The sequence below is a fragment of the Kyrpidia tusciae DSM 2912 genome (assembly GCF_000092905.1).
In the GTDB taxonomy this organism is placed as follows: domain Bacteria; phylum Bacillota; class Bacilli; order Kyrpidiales; family Kyrpidiaceae; genus Kyrpidia; species Kyrpidia tusciae.
On sequence record NC_014098.1, the window covers coordinates 267,506 to 287,303 of the forward strand.

Sequence of the window (19,798 nt, forward strand, 5' to 3'; positions counted from 1 at the left end):
AGACCTGTGGTTCGTTTCGAGAGTCTCCGAACCCGATTGACCGCCTTTTTTCTCGCCGCGGCCGCCGGGAGCACCCTGATGACCGGCCTCATCGTACTCGTCGAGGCACATTATCATGTTCAGATGTATGAGCGGCAGGTCAAAGAGGGCGGTTACGCGGTGCACGCTTTAAATGTTCACCTCGAACAAGCCCTGCAGCAGTCGGTGGGGTGGACGTCCATCGGCATGGTCATTCTCGCCGGTGCGGTCAGCGTGTACGTGGCCAGGCGGATTGCCGGGCCCTTGGTGGAAATGACCCGGACCGCGGGGCGGATGGCAGCCGGGGAATTGGACGTTCGTGTAGCGGCGACGGGCCGGGATGAGGTGGCGAAATTGGGGCGCGCCCTGAACCATCTGGCCGAGGCCCTCGCCCGCCAGGAGGACTCGCGGAAAACGATGACGGCGGATATCGCCCACGAATTGCGGACCCCTCTGGCGACGTTAAAAAGCCACCTCGAAGCCTTTTTGGATGGGGTGTGGGAGCCCGATGAGGCTCGCCTGCGCGGTTGCTACGAGGAGATTGAGCGGCTGATTCGCCTGGTCCGGGATGTGGAGGCGCTGGCGGAGTTGGAGGCTCCCGGCTTTCGTTTACAGCCCACGAGGGTGAATTTGTGCGATGTATTGGGCCGGGCGGTTGCCCTTTATCGCCCGAGTTATTTTCAAAAAGGTGTCGATCTTGCGATGGAGTGCGCAGGGCCGGTGTGGGCGGAAGCTGATCCCGAGCGATTGACCCAGGTGGTGACCAATCTTCTGTCCAATGCGCTCAAAGCGACGCCCCAAGAGGGAAAGGTTACGGTGAGCGCGGAGACCGCCGGGGTTTGGCGGGTGATCCGGATTCAGGATACCGGGAGAGGAATACCACCCCAAGAGCTGGCGAAGGTGTTTGAACGATTTTACCAGGTGGGCCAGCGGCGTTCCCGCGATGGGGGGGCGGGGATTGGACTGACCATCGTGAAGCGGCTTGTCGAGGCGCACGGCGGAAGGGTGCAGATTCACAGCGAGTTGGGAAAGGGAACGATGGTACGGGTGGACTTGCCCGGCTTCGGTTCTTCATCGGATCTTCATAACTCTCCTGTACCTTAAGGACGAATGGTGAGCAACAGGGGGGTGAAGCCATGAAGGGTTTTGGACGCAGAGGGTGGGCAATTTTGACGGTCATCGTCCTTTTGGTTGGAGCGGGGATCGGTTGGGCGGCGTACCACCGCGGGGCTGGCCCAGTGAGATCGGCGCAGGACCCAGGGGTGTCGATGTCCGTGTCTACCGACGATCAGGGGCGCCCGCTGAAAACCTGGACCATTGTTGCCAAACCCGCCCGCTGGGAAATTGCTCCGGGGGTGGATGTCCAGGCCTTGACCTACGGGGGAACGGTTCCGGGCACGACCATCGAGGTCCGTCAGGGCGACCACGTGCGGGTCAAGCTGGTGAACCAACTGTCGGTGCCCACCTCGATCCATTGGCACGGCTATCCCGTCCCGGCGTCCATGGATGGGGTTCCGGGGATCACCCAGGATCCCGTACAGCCGGGACAGAGCTTTGTGTATGACTTTATCGCTACAGTGCCGGGCACTTACTGGTATCACTCGCACATGGACAGTGCGAACCAGGTGGATGAAGGCCTCTACGGCCCCTTGATCGTATTGCCGAAGACAATTCCTCCGGACCAGAAGACCGACCGAGATTACACGCTGGTTTTGGATGAGTGGTCCACCATGATGGGCGGTGCTGCCCAAGGGATGATGGACCAGGGGGGCATGGGCATGGGGCACGGGCCGGGGGGAATGGGACACGAGGGGATGTCTGGAGGCAGGGACGCACCCACAGCCCCGCAAGGTCCAGTTTCCGCCGACCAGGGTGACCCGGGAATGAGCCATGACCAGATGATGAAGATGATGTATAACATTTACACGGTGAATGGCCGTTCGGGTTCCATGATCGCCCCCATGGACGTAAAGCCGGGGGAGACGGTGCGGTTGCGGTTCATCAATGCCGGATATCTGACCCACCTCGTACACCTGCAGGGACAGCCCTTCCGCGTGGTGGCTACCGATGGGCGGGCGACCAGCCTTTCGCCGGAGGTCACCGACCGGGCTCTGGCCATCGGCGCCGGCGAGCGGTATGACGTGATCTTTACCGCGACACACAGTTTTGCCATTGATCTCCACGACGGCACTCCGGCCGCGCCAAGGACCGTGATTCCCGTTCGAGTGGCGGGGGATGGAAACACGGTGGCCGCCCCGGACCACGAGTCGGTGCCCACTCTGAACATGACGACCTACGAGAACGGCGCTGGCGTGAAGGACGCGACAACCTGGGATGCTTCGTACACCTGGCATCTTAATTCAGCCATCGTAAACGGACAACTGGCGTACACGATCAATGGGAAAGTCTGGCCCTACACCGACCCGATTGCCGTCAAGACCGGGGACCGGGTGAAAGTGACGCTCATCAATGACGGGCAGTCGGATCACCCGATGCACCTGCACGGCCATGTGTTTCGAGTGCTGACTCGAAATGGCGTTCCGGTCCAAGGGGACGTGGAAAAGGATACCTTGCTGGTTCGTCCGGGCGAGACCTATGAAATCGGTTTTGTCGCCGACAATCCAGGCGTCTGGGTCTTCCACTGCCACGACTTGCACCATGCCGCCGCAGGGATGATGAGTGATGTGGAGTACCAGGATTACCACAGCCCTTACCCTGTGGATAAAGCAAGGGCAGGCGAATGATCAATGGGGCTTACCCTGCAAGGGTCCGGGGATATCCCCGGACCCCCGCAGCTGTTCACACGAACACGACCGTCTTGTTTTTATACGTCAGAATCCGGTCCTCCAGGTGCCACGCCACGGCCCGGGCCAGGACGACCCGCTCGATGTGCCGCCCGATCCGTTTGAGATCTTCGACGCTGTCCCGGTGATTCACCCGCTGCACATCCTGTTCGATGATCGGGCCCTCGTCAAGATTGGCCGTGACATAGTGGGCCGTGGCACCGATCAGTTTGACTCCCCGTTCATAAGCCCGCTCGTACGGATTGGCCCCGACAAAGGCGGGTAAGAACGAGTGATGGATGTTGATAATCCGATTGGGATATGCTGACACGAACTCCGTGGAAAGAATCTGCATGTACCGGGCGAGAACGACGAGATCCACCTGGTAGTTCTGTAGGATTTCCAGTTGGCGGTGTTCCGCCTCGGGTTTGGTCTCTCGGGTGACCGGCACGTGATAAAAGGGCAGACTGAAGGTGGCGGCGATGTCCTTGAGGTCCGGATGGTTGCTGATGATCACCACCGGGTCTCCGGATAGATCCCCGGCCTGCCATTGCCAGAGGAGTTCCCGGAGGCAATGGTCCATCTTGGAGACAAAAATCGCGATTCGCTTTCTTTCCCGGGCGTAACGGATCTCCCCCTGCATGTCCAGGGGCCGGGCCGTCCGGGCGAATCCTTCCTCCAGTTCCCGGCGGCGGTCGGACAGGCGGGGCAGGTCGAATTCCACGCGCATGAACAGGCGGCCGCCGTCCGGATCGGTGGAATACTGGTCCATGCGAACGATGTTGGCATTCATGCTGTACAGATACTGAGAAACCGCCGCCACCACGCCCGGGCGATCGGGACAGGACAAAAGGATTCTCGCCCGATCTGCCAACGCGGTGTCGGACGCGGCCGGGGCCTGGCCGGGGTCGAGAGGTGTGCGGCCGTGGCTCAATGTGATTCTCCTTCCCCTGTGGTGTTGCCGGTGCTTTAATAGTAGATCATTCGGTGCGTTTTGGGTACCGCCTGTTGCAGGGATGGGAAAAAGAAAGGGAATGGCCCGCCCCGAAAGGGCGGACCTGCCTTTACAGGATCTGGACGCGGTATTCTCGAAGCCACTGGTCCACCTGGACCAGGTAGGCGAAGAGCTGAGGGAGGCGCATCAGTTGCCCGAACCAAGGGATGTCGAATTCCCCTTCGGCCTGGAGCCATTGATGAATCGATTTCACATCAATGAGAGGGAGAAGCGGGGACGAGGAATCGACCAGCACCTCTTGAAGGGCGCTTCGGCAGGCCCGGGCGAAGTCGGGATGATGGGTCTTGGGGAACGGACTTTTTTTCCGCCAGAGCGCATCGTCAGGCAGGAGTCCCTTCATGGCCAAGCGCAACAATCCCTTTTCCCGTCCGGCGGCCATTTTTATCGACCAAGGCACATTCCACATATACTCGACCAAGCGGTGATCGCAAAAGGGCACCCGGACTTCCAGGCCCACCGCCATACTCATCCGGTCTTTGCGATCGAGAAGGACGGGCATCCAGTGAAAGAGATTCAAGTAGAACATTTCCCGAATCCGGGCATCCTGGGGATTCTCTCCCGTCAGCCTGGGCACCGCATCCAGGACTTCGCGGTACCGCCGGCGCACGTACTGCTCAGGTTGCACATGATCCACGAAGTCCGGGTGGAGCACCGAGATTCTTTCCCGCATTTTCAATGACCAGGGAAACACATCCGCTTCAAGGGCTTCTTTTCGATGAAACCACGGATACCCGCCGAACACCTCATCGGCGCATTCGCCGGACAGAGCCACAGTGGCCTCTTTTTTGATCTCGCGGCAAAAGAGGAGCAACGACGAGTCGATGTCGGTCATACCCGGCAGATCCCTCGCCCGCACGGCCTCCCGCAGGGCGTCGGCCACGGCGGCGGGTGTGAGGGTGACGATCCTGCGATCAACCTGCAGAAAATCTGCCACTCGTTCCGCCCAAGGTCCGTCGGCGGCGGGTTGGAAGGCGTTGGGTTGGAAATACACGTCGTTATCCACATAATCAATAGAAAAAGTTCTCAGAGGCGGGCGGCCTTGGCGGCGAAAGGCCCGGGCGGCAAAAGCGGTGATGGCGCTGGAGTCCAGACCGCCGGACAGAAGAGTGCACACCGGCACGTCGGACATGAGCTGCCGCCCGACGGTGTCTTCGAGGAGATCCCGGACAGTAGCAATCGTAGTTTCCAGGTCGTCTTCGTGAGGACGGCTTTCCAGTTTCCAATACTGGCGGTGGTGGAGGCCCCTTCGGTCAAAGAGCAAGGCCCACCCGGGCTTGACTTCACAGGTGTTGCGGAACACGCCGTGGCCCGGAGTACGTCCGGGTCCCATGGCAAAAATTTCCGCCAGCCCCTCACTATCCACCTCCGGGCGCACGGCCGGGTGGGCGAGAAGGCCTTTCAGTTCTGATGCAAACACCAGGCCGCTTGCAAGAGGAGCGTAAAACAGCGGTTTGACGCCGAGCCGGTCCCGGGCCAGGAACAATTCTTGTGACTGTTCATCCCAAATTCCGATGGCATAGATTCCGTTGAACCGCTCGACGCAAGCCGGGCCCCAGTGAGCGTAGGCGACGAGAACCACCTCGGTATCGCACCGCGTGGCGAAGGTGTAGCCCAGTCCTTCGAGTTCGCGCTGAAGTTCGGCCATGTTGTACAACTCCCCGTTGTACACGATGACCAAGGTTCGTTCTCCGTGGCGCCGGATCATGGGCTGCGCCCCGCCCTCCGGGTCGATGATCGACAGCCTCCGGTGCGCCAATCCGGCCCGGCGGGACATCCAGATGCCTTCGGCGTCCGGGCCCCGCCAATATTGAACGTCGGCCATGGCTTTCAGCACCGGCCGCTGTTCGGTCATTTCCACATTCCAATCGATCCAACCGGCAATCCCGCACATGTCGTCCCTACCCCCTTCGGGCGCCTGGCATCACCAGGGCGATCGCCCAGTCTGTGGTAGGGTATGCGGGGTCATATCGGGGGGTGACTCCGGGGGTGACGCGGGAAACTTGATGCCCTGCGGGCGCGGTCAGGCGATGAACTTCGCAACGAGAAAGGCCACGCCGGCGGCGAGACCGCCCACCACCGTGGTTTGCCAAGCGCTTTTCCAGGGCTTTACACCGGTGAATTTACCCTTGACAAAGCCGAAGATAAAGAGAGCGATGAGCGTGACGACCACCGAGATTATCAGGGCAGTCACGGGATTGGCCATCAGCATGTAAGGCGCCAGGGGGATGATGCCGCCGGCGATGTACGAGAGGCCGATGGTGATGGAACTGTTTCGGGCCCGTTTGGGCTCGGGTTCTTCGAGACCCAATTCGAACTTCATCATAAAGTCGACCCACCGGCGGGGGTCCCGGCTCAGGGCGCGGATCACCGGCTCCGCTTCTTGCTGAGTCAGCCCCCACTGAGTGAGAATGTCCCGGACTTCTTGCTTTTCCCGGTCGGGCAGCTCCACGACTTCCGTGCGTTCTCGCTCCAATTCGGCAAAATAATGTTCCCGGTCCGTTCGGGCCGCCAGGTAGCCCCCCAACCCCATGGCGATGGCTCCGGCGGCGATTTCTGCCACCCCCGCAGTCACGATCAACGTGGTGACAGACACCGCTCCCGACAAGCCGGCCGCCAGGGCAAAGGGCACTGTGAGCCCGTCCGCCATGCCGATGACGATATCCCGAATGACGTCCGGAGCGGTAAAATGTTTTTCTACATGCGCAGTTTTTTGGGCCGATTGCTCCATGGGCCGTTCTCCTCCGTCGCGATGCATATATCCACATGATTCACATGGTGTCATTGTATCACGCGCCCGCTTTCAAGACATGATCGCCCAAGGGGTAACGGCTGCCAAACATCTTGTGAAGAAGATGTGACAAAAAACCTCCCGGGGGCCGGTGATGCCCGGGAGGTCTTGTCGAGGGCCGGAACAGGTTGTTTGGGTTGCTTCAGGCTTTTGCCGCTTGTTCGGGTGTGCGGCCCAACATTTCGGCGACCTGGGCCACGTCTTTGTCCCCCCGGCCGCTGAGGTTGACAATAATGATCTCGTCCTTTGGCCGCTGGGCTGCCAATTTGGTGGCATAGGCCACGGCGTGGCTCGATTCCAGGGCAGGAATAATCCCTTCGGTTTTGGATAAATTCAGGAAAGCATCCAGGGCCTCCTGATCGTTCACAGCGACGTACTGAGCACGGCCAATGGCCTTGTAGTAGCTGTGCTCCGGTCCAACGCCGGGATAATCCAATCCCGCGCTGATCGACCAGCATTTTTCCGGGTCGGGCATGACATAGGAGCGAAAACCATGCAGCACGTCCACTTCCCCGACATTGAGGGGGGGCGGCGTGATACCCCGTATCCAAGCCCTTACCGGCCGGTTCGACCCCGATGATTTTCACGGAAAGGTCCTCCACAAAGGGATAAAAGAGACCGATGGCATTAGACCCGCCCCCAACCGCCGCCACCACATAATCCGGGAGCCGGCCTTCTTTCTCCAGGATCTGGGCTCTGGCTTCCCGGCCGATGACCGACTGAAAATGGCGGACCATCAAGGGGTAGGGATGGGGCCCCACCGCCGACCCAAGCAGGTAAAAGCTGTCGGGGTGCCCGGCGAAATACATGAGTGCCTCGTCCACCGCTTCTTTCAACGTGCGGTTCCCGGACGTGGCGGGGATGACCTTGGCCCCGAGCAGCTCCATGCGGAAGACGTTGAGCGCCTGGCGCTTCATATCCAGTTCGCCCATAAAAATCAAACATTCCAATCCCATGAGCGCCGCGGCGGTGGCGGTGGCCACTCCGTGTTGCCCGGCCCCGGTTTCGGCGATGATCTGCTTCTTCCCGAGGCGTTTCGCCAGCAGGATTTGGCCCAAGGTGTTGTTGATCTTGTGGGCTCCGGTGTGGTTCAGGTCTTCCCGCTTGAGGTAGATCTTGGCTCCGCCCACCTGGTCCGACAGTCGCTTGGCGAAATACAGGGGATTGGGCCGGCCCGCATAGTCCTTGTAATAGGCCTGGAGCTCGGTGTTGAATTCCGGGTCGTCTTTGTAACGGGCAAAGGCGTTGGCCACCTCGTCCAGCGCCTTTTGAAGCGCCGGCGGCACAAAACTCCCTCCGAAAGTCTGATCCCCTTCACCGAATATGCCAGTTTTCTCGTCCACTTTAAGAATGCTCAACGTCTCTCTCCTCCACTCCGCTCATCTTTTCGCCGGGCACTGAGTGCCTCATGGTCCTATGGTATCAGATTGACTCTGGGTTTGTCTGTGGTTTTGCGGTAACCTTTTGTTGGCCGCGCGCGTCCTTCTGGTAACAACGCTCCAAGGGCGGCCTCAGCGGGGAGGGCGGAACCTGTGGACGAGGAAGAACGCCGGGAACAATTGGTCCGATGGATGCGGGAATACGGGGAGGCGGTGTTGCACCTGGCGTATTTTTACGTCCGAGACCGGCATATGGCGGAGGATGTGTTTCAAGACACGTTTCTGCGCGTGTATTCAGAGATGGATAAACTGCGAGATGAAGGGGCGGCCAAAACTTGGATCCTGCGGATCACAGCAAATCTGTGCCGTGACCGGTTTCGGTCCTGGGTGTACAAGAGGGTCCTTTTGCCCGGTGACGAAAATCTGCCCCAGGAGATGACCGCCTCTGCCGAGCAGGAGGCGGTGGCGTCTTTGGAGCGCCGCAGGCTGTTGGACTTTGTGTTCCGTCTTCCCCTCATGGATCGCGAGGTGTTGATCTACCATTACTACTGCGAACTCAAAACGAACGAGATTGCCCAGGTTCTCCGCATCGATCCCGGTGCAGTGCGGGTGAGGTTGCACCGGGCCCGGCGGCGGTTGAAAGACATGTTGCGCGAGGAGGGATCGGCGGATGAACGACGATCTCACGCGGAAGCTGGAACAGATGGCTGAGGATGCCCGTAAAACGCTGTTTCGCGGGTGGGGAGTGTCTGAGGATCTCATAGAGCGGACGTTGGCCCGGGCAGAAGCGCGCAACAGACGGCGTTCGCGATGGGCGGCCCGGTGGCTGCTGGGGGTGGCGAGCGTCTTGCTCGCATTGGCCGGGGTGGGGGCGGCGACGCTCTCCATGCTCAGACAGCCGTTCGACCGGGATGTGGGCCGGCCGGCCGTTGAGTCCGTAGCAACTCCTCCGGCCGGCGCGGGGGGCGCTCACCAAACTGAGGAGCGGGTGAACAGTGAGCCGGCGGCGACCACGGCAGCCGTGGATATCGCCCCTCCCCAGCCCCGCGCGGCCATTGACCCGGCGGTTCTGCCGGTGGCCCGGGATGTGGTGAGCCGGAGCCCCGTCCCGGTGGTTCTTCCAGGAGTGGTGCCGAGACCCGCCGTCCCGGGATTGACCGGGAACGAAGGGCGGGTGAAGGTGACGGACCAAATTCTGGGGAGCGGTTACTTGGTGGAGGCGGGGTGGTTAAACGGGGGGGAACCGGATTCAACCCCGATTTCTGAAGCCAACCGGCTGGTGTCCTTTGGAGGCGCGAGGCGGGATGCGGCCCCGACGACCTTTCTCGACACGGTAAGAGACCGGCTGGCCGCCGTGGATCCGGTGGTTTTGGATGGCGGTTTTCCGGCCCGGCGTTTGGTGTTGAAAGATACCGGAGGAGATGTCGTCACATGGAAGGACGGAGGATGGACCTACGTAACGGCTGGTTTATTTCGGGGCGGCCCCGAGGATGTGGCGGTTACGGAAGCCAGCCGTTTGGCTAAAGATCTGGCCTCGGGGGCGCCGGTGGCTCCTGGCGCGGCCCAGGGCACGATTCAGGTGCTCGATTTGGGCAACCGCTCCACCGTTGAAGTGAATTGGACCTACGGTGGCAAGGTGTGGTACTCCGTATCCGGGTCTTCGGTGTCGGAGGTCCTGAGCGTGGCCCGGTCGATGCGCCCGGTGCCCCCTTCGTCCGCACCCCGGATGAAGGTGCCTTTTGTCGAGGAGTGGAAGGATCTGTCCCGGCAGCCCGGGCCGCCGGCGCTCTTCTCCCCCCCGGCTCTCGCCGTTCGCCTGTCCCAAGGGGTAACCGCCGACCGGCAGTGGCTCGCTTCCCACGGGGTTCACCCCGGAGCTTGGGCGGGGGAGGACCATACAGGCAGTCGACTTTACGTGGCGGGTGCGATGGTGGCGGATGTCACCTTTGAACGGGGAACGTTGGTGGTGGCCGTGACGAAAACCCCCCACGGTGAAGGAGCCGAAAGTGTCATCTGGAGCAACTACTGGGCGCCGGTTACACAATCGATCCGGGTGGTGGATGACGCGGGACGAGTGTTGGCGGAGATTCCTGTATCCCCATGAACCCGGGACGGGGCGTTTATGCCTCGGACGCTCCGGTTATGGTACTGCGGTAATCTCTCGGCAGGAAAAAAGGGGGCCTGGTGGCCCCCTTTACGCCGGGGACGGGTTCTTGTATGCTAAAAACAGTTGTACAATATGAACACATGTACAACATTCGGACGTTTCGCCGGGAGGTGAACCTGTGAAGGTCGGCGATTGTTATACACCGGGTGCGGCAATTTTGGCCCCGGGTGACACCTTGGCGGACGTGATGAGAGCGTTTTTGCGTAACCGCCTGGATATCGCCTGTGTCCTGAACGATCGCGGCCATCTGAACGGCATTGTCAGCAAGTACGCCCTTTATCGCGCTTTACTGGCCGGCGCGGGTTTGGATTCACCGGTCGGGCCCTTGGTGCGTCGGGACGTGGTGGTCCTGCGCATGGAGGACTCCCTTGAGTCGGCCAAGGACACCCTTCTTCACAGTGGGGTGGGTCACGGCGTGGTGGTGGACCGGGAGGGGCAGGTCTGTGGGGTGATGGGCAAATCGGACATTATCCGCGGCTTTTTGCTTGACGCGGAGATGCGCGCCCGGCAAGTGACAGTTCTGCTGGATCACCTGCAGGAAGCGGTGGTCTTCATCGACCGGGAACAGCGGGTTCAGGCGATGAACCGGGCGGCGGAAGCCCTTTTTCACGTGGATAAAGATGTGGTCTCCGGCACCCCGGTGGCCAAATGGTTGCCCGAGTTGGCTGGGGTGGTGGCGGATGCAGTGGAACGCTCGCTTTCCCTTCCGGCCGGACGGTTGGAAATTGGCGATACGGTGACCTTGACGTCGGTGTCCCCCATCGGGGGGAACCAGGGTGCGGTGGGCGCGATGGCGGTGATTCGAGATATCACCACGTTGGAGGCCATTGCTGAGGAATTGGAAACGACAAAAAATCTTCAGCACACCCTGCAGCACGCCGTGGCCTTGTCCTATGATGGGATTGCCGTGGTGGACCCGGAGGGCCGGATTACCGTGGCCAACGACGCCCTGGCCGAGATCCTCGACGCCGACCGGGAGAGTTTGGTGGGTCAGCCGTGGAGGAAGGCGGTTCCCGATGTCTCCCTTCAACGAGTCCTGGAAGGGCGGGAAGTGGAAGGGCAGGTGTACACGCTCCGGGGCAAGCCGTGTTTGATCACCCAAGAACCCATCGAACGCTCGGGAAAATGCGTCGGGGCGATCATCAAGGTGATCTGGCGCCGCCTGGACGAATGGCGGGATCTTTTCCGCCGGCTCGAACAGTTGGAGCGGGAGGTCCATTACTACCGAGGTGAGTGGCAGCGGTCCCATCGATCCTCTTCGGCTTTTGACGCCATTGTCGGCCGGGACACGGCTATGGAAGCGCTCAAACGCGAGGCCCATCTCGCGGCCAGCACCACTTCCACCGTGCTGATCACCGGGGAGAGCGGAACCGGGAAAGAACTTTTTGCCCGGGCGATCCACCAAGAGTCCGGACGTCCCGGGGCTTTTGTGGCTGTCAATTGCGCCGCGGTGCCGGCGGAACTCTTGGAGTCGGAATTCTTCGGTTATGTGGAAGGCGCATTCACCGGGGCGCGCCGGGGCGGAAAACCGGGAAAGTTTGAATTGGCCGACCGCGGCACCCTGTTCTTGGACGAGATCGGGGACATGCCCTTCGCCCTGCAGAGCAAGTTGCTGCGTTTCTTGCAGGAGCAGGTGTTTGAGCGGGTGGGGGATGTCCGCCCTCGACAGGTGGACGTCCGGATCATCGCCGCAACCCATCGGGATCTGGAAGAGATGGTACGAAACGGGTTGTTCCGGGAGGACTTGTACTATCGCATTCATGTCGTTCATTTGAAGATTCCGCCGCTTCGAGACCGGCTGGGGGATCTGCCGCTTTTATGTCAGGCCCTGATTCAAAAATTGAATGCCAAGCTCAAACGGCAAGTGAAGGGCGTGTCCCCGGAGGCTTTGGAGCGGCTCAGGGCCTACTCCTGGCCGGGGAATGTCCGGCAGTTGGAAAATGTCCTGGAGCGGGCGATGAACCTCGGGGTGTCGGATATGATCGACGTGGCAGATCTCCCCAAAGAGATGCGGGGCGTAAATTCGCAAACTTCCCGTAGTCCGGAATCGGCCGGGGCCGAAGGGCCCAGAACCCGGGGCCGCAGTCGCGAAGCGTGGGAGAAGGAGTGGGTGCTGGGCGCCCTGGAAGAAGCGGGCGGAAATCGCACCCGGGCCGCTCAAATCCTCGGAATCAGCCGGTCGACCTTGTATCATAAACTGCGAAAATACAGGATTGAAGAGGAAGTTCGTTTTCGCCTTGGCGCAACATGATGGAGATCGAGCGCCGGGGCGCCGGGGGCGGTGCCTTCCGGGTGATGTACGCGCGGTTTCTCTCCGAGGCCCAGTCGCGCTTCGGTGTGGAGGAACTTCGGGAGCTTGCGGCGTTACGGCGAATGGAGCGCATCGCCGACGGATGGCGGGGGTTGGGCAAGGAGTCGCGGCCGATCAGCGAAGGTCAACAGCCGGAGCTCGCCGCTGCGGCGGTCTTGGCCCGGGAGCTGTTGGATCAGGAGCGCCGGTTTTTTCAGGATCTGTATTGCCGCTTTGTCCCGGGACTGTGATCGGCCTGAATTGGCACGATTCTTGCTTAGGAATTCTCCCGGGCACGTCCAGAAGTGTCTTCCGAACCCCGGGGCGAAGGCCGGGCCACCGGCATCCGGCTGCGGTTGTTCACAGGACGGCTCGTATGATAAATAAACAAGTGTACAGGATTTCGAACAGGTGATGCGCGATCGAAGGAGGAGGCTTGGCACTGTGACCTTTCGTAAAATTCTCGTCGCGAACCGCGGGGAAATTGCCCGGCGGATCTTTAGAACCTGCCGGACCATGGGGATCCAAACGGTGGCCGTGTACTCCGAGGCGGACAAGGGTGCGGTTCACGTTCGAGAGGCCGATGAGGCCGTGCAAATTGGCCCCCCTCCCGCTGCCCAGAGCTATCTCAATATGGACGCCGTCATCCGGGCCGCCAAAGAAACCGGGGCGGAAGCCGTCCACCCGGGTTATGGATTTTTATCGGAAAACGGGGATTTTGCAGAACGGTGCGAGAGAGAGGGGCTGGTGTTTATCGGCCCTTCTCCGGAGGTCATCCGGGCCATGGGCAGCAAAATCGAAGCGAGACGGCGGATGCAGGCGGCGGGTGTGCCCGTGGTGCCAGGTACCGAACGTCCGGTGGACACTTTGGAAGAAGCGATGGAGGCTGCAGAAGGGATCGGATATCCGCTGATGGTCAAAGCCAGCGCCGGCGGGGGCGGAATCGGGATGAGCCGGGTGGAGACACCGGAAGAACTGAAAAAAACCTTTGAGTCCACCCGAGCCCGTGCGGTAAATTTTTTTGGGGACGGAGCGTTATTTCTGGAAAAGTGGGTGGAGGGGCCCCGGCATATTGAGGTCCAGGTGGCGGTCGACGCCCACGGGAATGCGGTTCACCTATTCGAACGGGAGTGTTCGGTTCAGCGCCGACACCAAAAAGTGGTGGAAGAAAGTCCGTCCCCATTCTTGAACGACGCGATGCGGGAGCGCCTGACGGCGGCGGCCCTGCGGGGGGCCACGGCCATCGGCTACCGCAACTTGGGCACCATGGAATTCCTCTTTGATGCGAAGGGCAACTTCTATTTCTTGGAGATGAACACCCGGCTGCAAGTCGAACATCCGGTGACGGAACTGATCACAGGGCTGGATTTGGTGGAGTGGCAGATCCGGATCGCCGCCGGAGAAAGGTTGCCCGTTCTGGAGACGCCCGCCCGGCGGGGAGCGGCGGTGGAATGCCGGGTGTACGCGGAAGACCCCGTCCGTTTTCTGCCTTCCCCGGGCACCGTTACCGCCTTGGCGTGGCCCGAGGCGGTGAGGGTGGATACCGGGGTGGAGAAAGGGTCTGCTGTGACGCCGTTTTACGACCCGATGATCGCCAAGATCATCGCCCACGGGTCCACCCGGGAGGAGGCCCTGGCACGCATGGAACGAGCCCTGTCCGAAACCAGGATTGAGGGCATTAAAACGAATCTTCCATTCCTGTTGGAGGTGATGCGGAACACGGAGTTTCGGCGGGGAAGCTATGATACGGGACTTGTCCAAAAGATGCAAAACGGCAAGGCGTGAGGGGGTTTCATCTCAGTTGTGTCCGACCGTTGGTGTGCAGTCTACAAAAGGGGGGCGAATCCCGAGTGGCCGAAGTCAAAGCGAGTATGGGCGGCACGGTGTGGAAGATTTTGGTTAAGCCCGGAGATGTGGTGGAAGCAGGCCAGGATGTTGTGATTCTGGAATCGATGAAAATGGAAATTCCAGTTACGGCCGAATCCGGGGGTAAAGTGGTGGAAGTGTGCAAGGGCGAGGGCGAATTCGTGCAAGAAGAGGAAACCCTGGTTCGCCTTGAGCCATAAAACTTAGCCCGATGCGGGCCAGAAGTGCGGCGGGAAGATGAGCGGGAGTCGAGGGGGAGACGGCGGTGGCAGAAGAGAATCGCGACAATGAAAGCAGCGATCCAGTTTTGCTGGAGACCGACGGCCCGGTGGCGATCGTCGCCTTGAATCGACCGGAGGCCATGAACGCCCTGAATTTTGAAACCCTGGTCTGTCTTGGTGATATCGTTGAAGATCTGCGGGGGCGGAGAGATATCCGGGCGGTGATCTTTACCGGCAAAGGGCGTGCATTTTGTGTCGGGGCCGATCTTAAGGAGAGGCGTACCCTGGATGAGTGGCAGGTTCGGCGAAATGTCCGCAAAATCCGCGACGTGTTTACAGCGGTGGAGCATTTGCCCCAACCCACCATCGCAGCGATTCACGGGTATGCTTTCGGCGGAGGGTTTGAATTGGCCCTCGCGTGCGATTTTCGCTTTGCGGCAGAGGAAACGGTCATGGGACTCACTGAGACGAGTCTGGCGATCATTCCCGGGGCCGGGGGCACTCAGCGGCTGCCGCGGTTGATCGGTCCCATGCGGGCCAAGGAATTGATTTTTACAGCCAGGAGGATTCGGGCCCCGGAAGCCTACGATCTGGGGATTCTCACCGGGTTCGGATCCGATCCGGTGGCTGAGGCCCGGCGACTGGCCAAGGAGATCGCCGAGAACGGGCCCTTGGCCGTTGCCCAGGCCAAATTCGCCATTGACCGGGGTCTCGACGCCAGTCTCGCGACCGGGCTGGAGATCGAGTCGTCGGCCTACGAGGTGCTGATCCCGACCCGGGACCGGGTGGAAGCGCTGGAGGCCTTTAAGGAGAAACGCCCACCCCGCTTTCGGGGGGAGTGAGGAGATGGCTTTGGTTTCAGCGGGCATGTCCATGAGAGGCAATCATGGAGACCTCGGCCCAGGGCCGGGGTTTTTTCGCGCCGGGTACAGTCCTGCCGGGGCCCGGGCTTGGGTCGAAGGGTGGCGAATCCAAACAGGGCAAGAGGAAACCCTTGACGAATCCTAGCTTGGTGCAGAGGAAAAGCGACGCGGCCCGGTGGTCCATGCTGCGGGCATACGGCCCTGTGGGGCGTGAGGTTGCCCGGGACCACCGGGAATGGGGGATGGGTGATGGCGATCGGGATTAAAGGCAAGGTGTTAGGGCTGTTCTCGTTGGTGATTATTCTGGGTACGGCGGCGATGGGTACATTTGCGTCGTTGATGATGTCCACCGAGGTGGCGCAATCGTCAACCCAAAAACTGACCTCCGATTTGAAAATGGTTCGTGTTTTGCTCGATGCTCGGCTCCCCGGCGAATGGTCAATACGAGATGGGCAATTGTATAAGGGTGAACGGCCGGTGGCGGGCGCCAGCGCGGTGGTGGATCAGGTGGCCGGGGCGACGGGTGACGTCGTCACACTGTTTCAGGGCGATACCCGGGTTGTCACCAGTGCCAAATCCGCCGGGGGAGCTCCGGCAACCGGAACGAAGGCGGCTCCAGAGGTGGTGCAGGCCGTTCTTCAGGGAAATCAATCCTTCACGGGTTACGCGGACGTATTGGGACAGCGTCAGGCCACCGCCTATGAGCCGCTCAAGGACGCCCGGGGGCAAACGATTGGGATGCTTGGCGTGAGCCTTCCCATGGATCTTTACCACCAGCTGGAGAGGGATTTTCAGCTAAAAGTATTGCTTTTTGGAATTGCGGGACTGGCGGTGGCGATCGCGGCTTCATGGTGGGTGGCGGACCGCATGGCCAAGCCCTTGGTTCAAGCGACGGCGGTGGCCCGGCGGGTGGCGGAAGGCGATTTGGAGGTCGAGGAGATCAGCCACAGGTCGAAGGATGAGCTCGGGGTGTTGGTGGCCAGCCTGAATGGCATGGTGAGCAGTCTTCGGGCCCTGATCAAAAAAGTGAGCCACACCGCCGAACAGGTGGCGGCCGCCTCCCAGCAGCTGTTCGCCAGTTCCGAGCAGACGGTGGCTCTCACCCATCACATTGCGGAAAAAATTCAGCAGGTGGCGGGCGGCTCCCAGGCCCAGGTGAGACAATCGGAAGAGAGCGCCACGGCGGTGAGCGAAATGGCGGTGGGCACCCAGCGCATCGCGGAATCGGCCACCCTCGTCTCGGAGTCCTCTTTGGAGACGGCGTCCCGGTCCGAGGCGGGGAACGAGCGGGTGCAGGGCGCCGTTCGCCAGATGGATGCCATTGGGCGGTCGGTTCAGGAGTCGGCCAAGGCCATTGCATTGTTGAATGAACGGTCAAAACAGATTGGCCAAATTGTCGAAGTGATCTCGGGAATCGCGGCCCAAACCAATCTGTTGGCGCTCAACGCCGCCATTGAAGCGGCCCGGGCCGGGGAACACGGTCGAGGGTTTGTGGTGGTGGCGGACGAGGTCCGGAAGTTGGCGGAGCAGTCAAAGGGCTCGGCGGACGAGATCGCCCGGCTCATTGAGTCGATTCAGGCGGACACCGGTCATTCGGTGGAAGCTATGGACACGGTGACCCGGGAAGTACGCTCGGGCATGGAAGCCGTTCAAGAGGCGGGGCGGGAATTCGAACACATCTTAACAGCGGTGCGGCGGGTGGCCGACCAAATTCAAGAGATCTCCGCCGCCACCGAGGAACTCTCCGCCGGAGCCCAAGAGATTTCCGCAACGGTGAGCCACATGGCCAAGATTGCCGAAGGGGCGATGGAGACAACTTCCCGGGCGGCGGAAGCCTCGGAGGAACAATTGGCCGCGATGGAACAGGTTTCGAGCGCCGCCCAGTCTCTCAGCCGGATGGCCCAGGAATTGCAGGAGATGATTCATCGATTCAAATTCTGACCGGTTACGGGTGATCACGGGCACGCTGGGAGGATGGCGGGGCCATGAGAGGGCCCGGAGCGGTCCTGATCCCGCCATGCTTCCCCGGCTGAGGCTGCACGGGGTTTGACGGAATTCTTGACGGACATTTATAATTAATTAGTAAGAAAACGGGTGTGCGAGCTCATGGATTGTCAGAGCTCAGGGCGCCAAACTTTTTGATAGAGCGAGGTGGCCTCCCCAGGATGGGGATGATCATTGGACACACCTGGTAGTTTGTTCATCAAGATTCTGGCAGTTTTCGGCCTGGTATTGGTGAACGCCTTCTTTGTGGCGGCGGAATTTGCACTGGTAAAAGTCCGCTCAACGCGGTTGCAGCAGTTGGCAGCGGAGGGACACTTGCGGGCTCGTTTCGCCCAACGGGTGGTCTCCAAACTGGATGCGTATTTGTCGGCGACACAACTGGGAATTACGCTGGCGTCCCTGGGGCTCGGCTGGTTGGGTGAACCGGCGGTGGCGAGTCTGTTGCGCCCTTTGTTTGCTCTTACCGGATTGTCGGAGTCGATCGTGCACACGGTCGCTTTCGCCGTCGCGTTTTCCCTCATCACGTTATTGCACATCGTGTTAGGAGAGTTGGCCCCCAAGTCCCTCGCCATACGACTGGCGGAGCCAACGGCGTTGTGGACCGCTCTTCCCCTTGCCTATTTCTACAAGATTATGTATCCCGCCATCTGGGTGCTCAACTCTTTTGCTAACCTGCTCCTGCGCTGGATCGGGATCGAACCCGTCGTCTCCGGGCACCAGGCGGCGTACTCGGAGGAGGAGTTGTTGCTCTTGCTGTCGGAAAGCCATCGAAGCGGACTGATCGACAGCACGGAGAAAGCTCTCATGGACAACATTTTCCATTTCTCCGATCGCGTGGCCCGGGAGATCATGGTGCCGAGGACGGATATGGTCTGCTTGTACCTCGACCGTTCAGTGGAAGAGAATTTTGAAATCGCCCGGGAAAACCGGCACACTCGTTATCCGGTGGCGGTGGAGGACAAGGACCACATTGTGGGCTTTATCCACGTCTCAGACCTGTACGTCCAGGGGCTGCAAGCGGGACAAAAGGATCTGCATGGTATCATCCGCGAGGTGCTCCGGGTGCCGGAGTCGATGGAGATCAGCCGGGTGCTTCGGCTGATGCAAAAACATCGCGGCCAGATCGCCGTGGTGGTGGATGAGTACGGGGGTACGGCGGGGTTGATTTCTTTGGAAGACATTCTGGAGGAGATCGTCGGAGAGATCCAGGACGAGTTCGATGAGGAGCGGCCTCCAGTGGAAACGGTGGGCGATGTGACCTATGTGGACGGCCGCGTGTTGGTGGAGGATATTAACGACATGTTCGGCCTGGAAATTGACGATTCCGAAGTGGATTCAATTGGAGGCTGGGTGGCCGCTCAGTTGGAAGGGAATCCCCAGGTGGGGAAATCGGTGACGGTAGACGAGTATGTCCTTGAGATAACGGAAGTTGACAACCTCCGGGTGAACCGGTTGCGGATTCAGCAAATTCCGGTTCAATCCCAAGTCGAAGGGTAGGCAGAGAGGAGGCCGGCCAAGGCGGTTGGCGGTTTCTTCTGCTTTCCATGCGTGCACCCCCGATTCCGCCGAAGTTGAGGCGGCATCGGGGGTTTTGCCGTGATCTTGTTGTCCGGACACAATTCTGTCGAGAGTCGGGGAGCGAAGCGCTGGCCCAGGGAACATCCTTCGCATTGTTTCTGTGATAAAATATAACGGATGCGTCCTTGGAGGCGCGGACCGATCCCGGGGAGGTGCGGGGTGTGAAAGTGATTTTCATTCAGTACGGGATGGGTGTGGATCTGCACGGACAGGATATCACCACTGCCTCCATTCGGGCGGTGCGGGATGCGATTCATCGGAATTCCATGCCTGGACTCCGGGGGATGATTCCTTCCGGTGACCTCCGGGACATGATCGTTCGGGTGAAATTGGGCGTTCCGATGGATTCACCTCAAGTAGATACGGAGCGCGTTCGAGCGGAATTTCCATATGGACACGTTGAAATCCAAGTGGTACCCGGCGGGCTGGCGACGACGAGCGGTGTGATGTTGACCGAGCAGGGTGATCGCAATGATTTAGCCTATATTGTCGTGGCTGCAGTCGAAGTCGGCTTTGAGGAGGGAGTTTGAACAATGTCTTACAGTGTTGCCGCAAAGGATGAACGTCCTCAGGTCACCTTGTATACCAGCAGTTTTTGCGGCAAATGTCGATTCGCCCGGGAATTCCTGAATCGCCTCGGGATCCCTTTCGAAGAGGTTCCCGTATACACGCCGGGGGTCGTGGAGGAGCTGTTGAGTCGAACCGGCATGATGGCCGCCCCGACGTTGCGCGTCGGACAGGACTACGTAACGGGCTATGATCCGGGACGTTTTACCTTGGCGCTCATCAAGAATGGTTGGATTGAGGACAAGGAGGACAACTGACA

Annotated in this window: 16 protein-coding genes and 1 pseudogene; 13 read left to right on the plus strand and 4 right to left on the minus strand. The window is 60.4% G+C overall.

What is annotated here, in order from left to right; all coding sequences use genetic code 11:
• The first annotated feature begins 6 nt into the window (after positions 1-6).
• The gene (locus BTUS_RS01450) at positions 7-1,122 is read left to right on the plus strand and encodes a sensor histidine kinase (protein WP_013074354.1); all 1,116 of its coding nucleotides are present in this window, start codon (positions 7-9) and stop codon (positions 1,120-1,122) included.
• Positions 1,123-1,154: 32 nt separating this feature from the next.
• Positions 1,155-2,762, plus strand: a complete 1,608-nt coding sequence (locus BTUS_RS01455; protein ID WP_013074355.1) for a multicopper oxidase family protein — start codon at positions 1,155-1,157, stop codon at positions 2,760-2,762.
• 55 nt (positions 2,763-2,817) lie between these two features.
• On the opposite strand, the gene purU is transcribed toward BTUS_RS01455, so the two are convergent.
• The 4 genes and pseudogenes from purU to trpB form a co-directional block, all read right to left on the minus strand.
• The gene (gene purU, locus BTUS_RS01460; protein ID WP_052300692.1) at positions 2,818-3,675 is read right to left on the minus strand and encodes a formyltetrahydrofolate deformylase; all 858 of its coding nucleotides are present in this window, start codon (positions 3,673-3,675) and stop codon (positions 2,818-2,820) included.
• Positions 3,676-3,865: 190 nt separating this feature from the next.
• On the minus strand, positions 3,866-5,707 hold the full coding sequence (gene asnB / locus BTUS_RS01465) for an asparagine synthase (glutamine-hydrolyzing) (RefSeq protein WP_013074357.1): 1,842 nt from the start codon (positions 5,705-5,707) through the stop codon (positions 3,866-3,868).
• 129 nt (positions 5,708-5,836) lie between these two features.
• Positions 5,837-6,544 carry a VIT1/CCC1 transporter family protein gene (locus BTUS_RS01470; protein ID WP_013074358.1) on the minus strand — a complete coding sequence of 236 codons (708 nt, stop codon included), beginning with the start codon at positions 6,542-6,544 and terminating at the stop codon, positions 5,837-5,839.
• Between the two features lie 202 nt (positions 6,545-6,746).
• A pseudogene (trpB, locus tag BTUS_RS01475) lies at positions 6,747-7,956 on the minus strand (tryptophan synthase subunit beta).
• A 180-nt stretch (positions 7,957-8,136) separates the two neighbouring features.
• Here trpB and BTUS_RS01480 point away from each other — a divergent pair.
• From BTUS_RS01480 to BTUS_RS16595, 11 genes are all read left to right on the plus strand, one after another.
• The gene (locus BTUS_RS01480) at positions 8,137-8,694 is read left to right on the plus strand and encodes a sigma-70 family RNA polymerase sigma factor (protein ID WP_013074360.1); all 558 of its coding nucleotides are present in this window, start codon (positions 8,137-8,139) and stop codon (positions 8,692-8,694) included.
• Positions 8,654-10,087, plus strand: coding sequence for a hypothetical protein (locus BTUS_RS01485; protein WP_013074361.1), 1,434 nt, complete (start codon positions 8,654-8,656; stop codon positions 10,085-10,087). The genes BTUS_RS01480 and BTUS_RS01485 overlap by 41 nt, the downstream gene beginning before the upstream one ends.
• A gap of 181 nt (positions 10,088-10,268) precedes the next feature.
• Entirely contained in the window at positions 10,269-12,401 is a 2,133-nt protein-coding gene (locus tag BTUS_RS01490; RefSeq protein ID WP_013074362.1) for a sigma-54-dependent Fis family transcriptional regulator, read from the plus strand.
• Positions 12,401-12,691: a DUF4872 domain-containing protein gene (locus BTUS_RS01495; RefSeq protein WP_169307925.1), complete on the plus strand. Its 291-nt coding sequence runs from the start codon at positions 12,401-12,403 to the stop codon at positions 12,689-12,691. The genes BTUS_RS01490 and BTUS_RS01495 overlap by 1 nt, the downstream gene beginning before the upstream one ends.
• Before the next feature lie 163 nt (positions 12,692-12,854).
• Complete coding sequence (locus BTUS_RS01500) at positions 12,855-14,225, plus strand: acetyl-CoA carboxylase biotin carboxylase subunit (protein WP_052300693.1); 1,371 nt, start codon at positions 12,855-12,857, stop codon at positions 14,223-14,225.
• 65 nt (positions 14,226-14,290) lie between these two features.
• Positions 14,291-14,506: an acetyl-CoA carboxylase biotin carboxyl carrier protein subunit gene (locus tag BTUS_RS01505; RefSeq protein WP_013074364.1), complete on the plus strand. Its 216-nt coding sequence runs from the start codon at positions 14,291-14,293 to the stop codon at positions 14,504-14,506.
• A 65-nt stretch (positions 14,507-14,571) separates the two neighbouring features.
• Positions 14,572-15,369 (plus strand): enoyl-CoA hydratase-related protein, encoded by a 798-nt coding sequence (locus tag BTUS_RS01510; RefSeq protein WP_013074365.1) that lies wholly within the window; start codon positions 14,572-14,574, stop codon positions 15,367-15,369.
• A 270-nt stretch (positions 15,370-15,639) separates the two neighbouring features.
• The gene (locus BTUS_RS01515) at positions 15,640-17,331 is read left to right on the plus strand and encodes a methyl-accepting chemotaxis protein (RefSeq protein ID WP_013074367.1); all 1,692 of its coding nucleotides are present in this window, start codon (positions 15,640-15,642) and stop codon (positions 17,329-17,331) included.
• A 237-nt stretch (positions 17,332-17,568) separates the two neighbouring features.
• Complete coding sequence (locus BTUS_RS01520; protein ID WP_013074368.1) at positions 17,569-18,891, plus strand: hemolysin family protein; 1,323 nt, start codon at positions 17,569-17,571, stop codon at positions 18,889-18,891.
• Positions 18,892-19,133: 242 nt separating this feature from the next.
• Positions 19,134-19,502 (plus strand): Lin0512 family protein, encoded by a 369-nt coding sequence (locus BTUS_RS01525; RefSeq protein WP_013074369.1) that lies wholly within the window; start codon positions 19,134-19,136, stop codon positions 19,500-19,502.
• 3 nt (positions 19,503-19,505) lie between these two features.
• Entirely contained in the window at positions 19,506-19,796 is a 291-nt protein-coding gene (locus tag BTUS_RS16595) for a glutaredoxin family protein (protein WP_013074370.1), read from the plus strand.
• Positions 19,797-19,798: the final 2 nt, after the last annotated feature.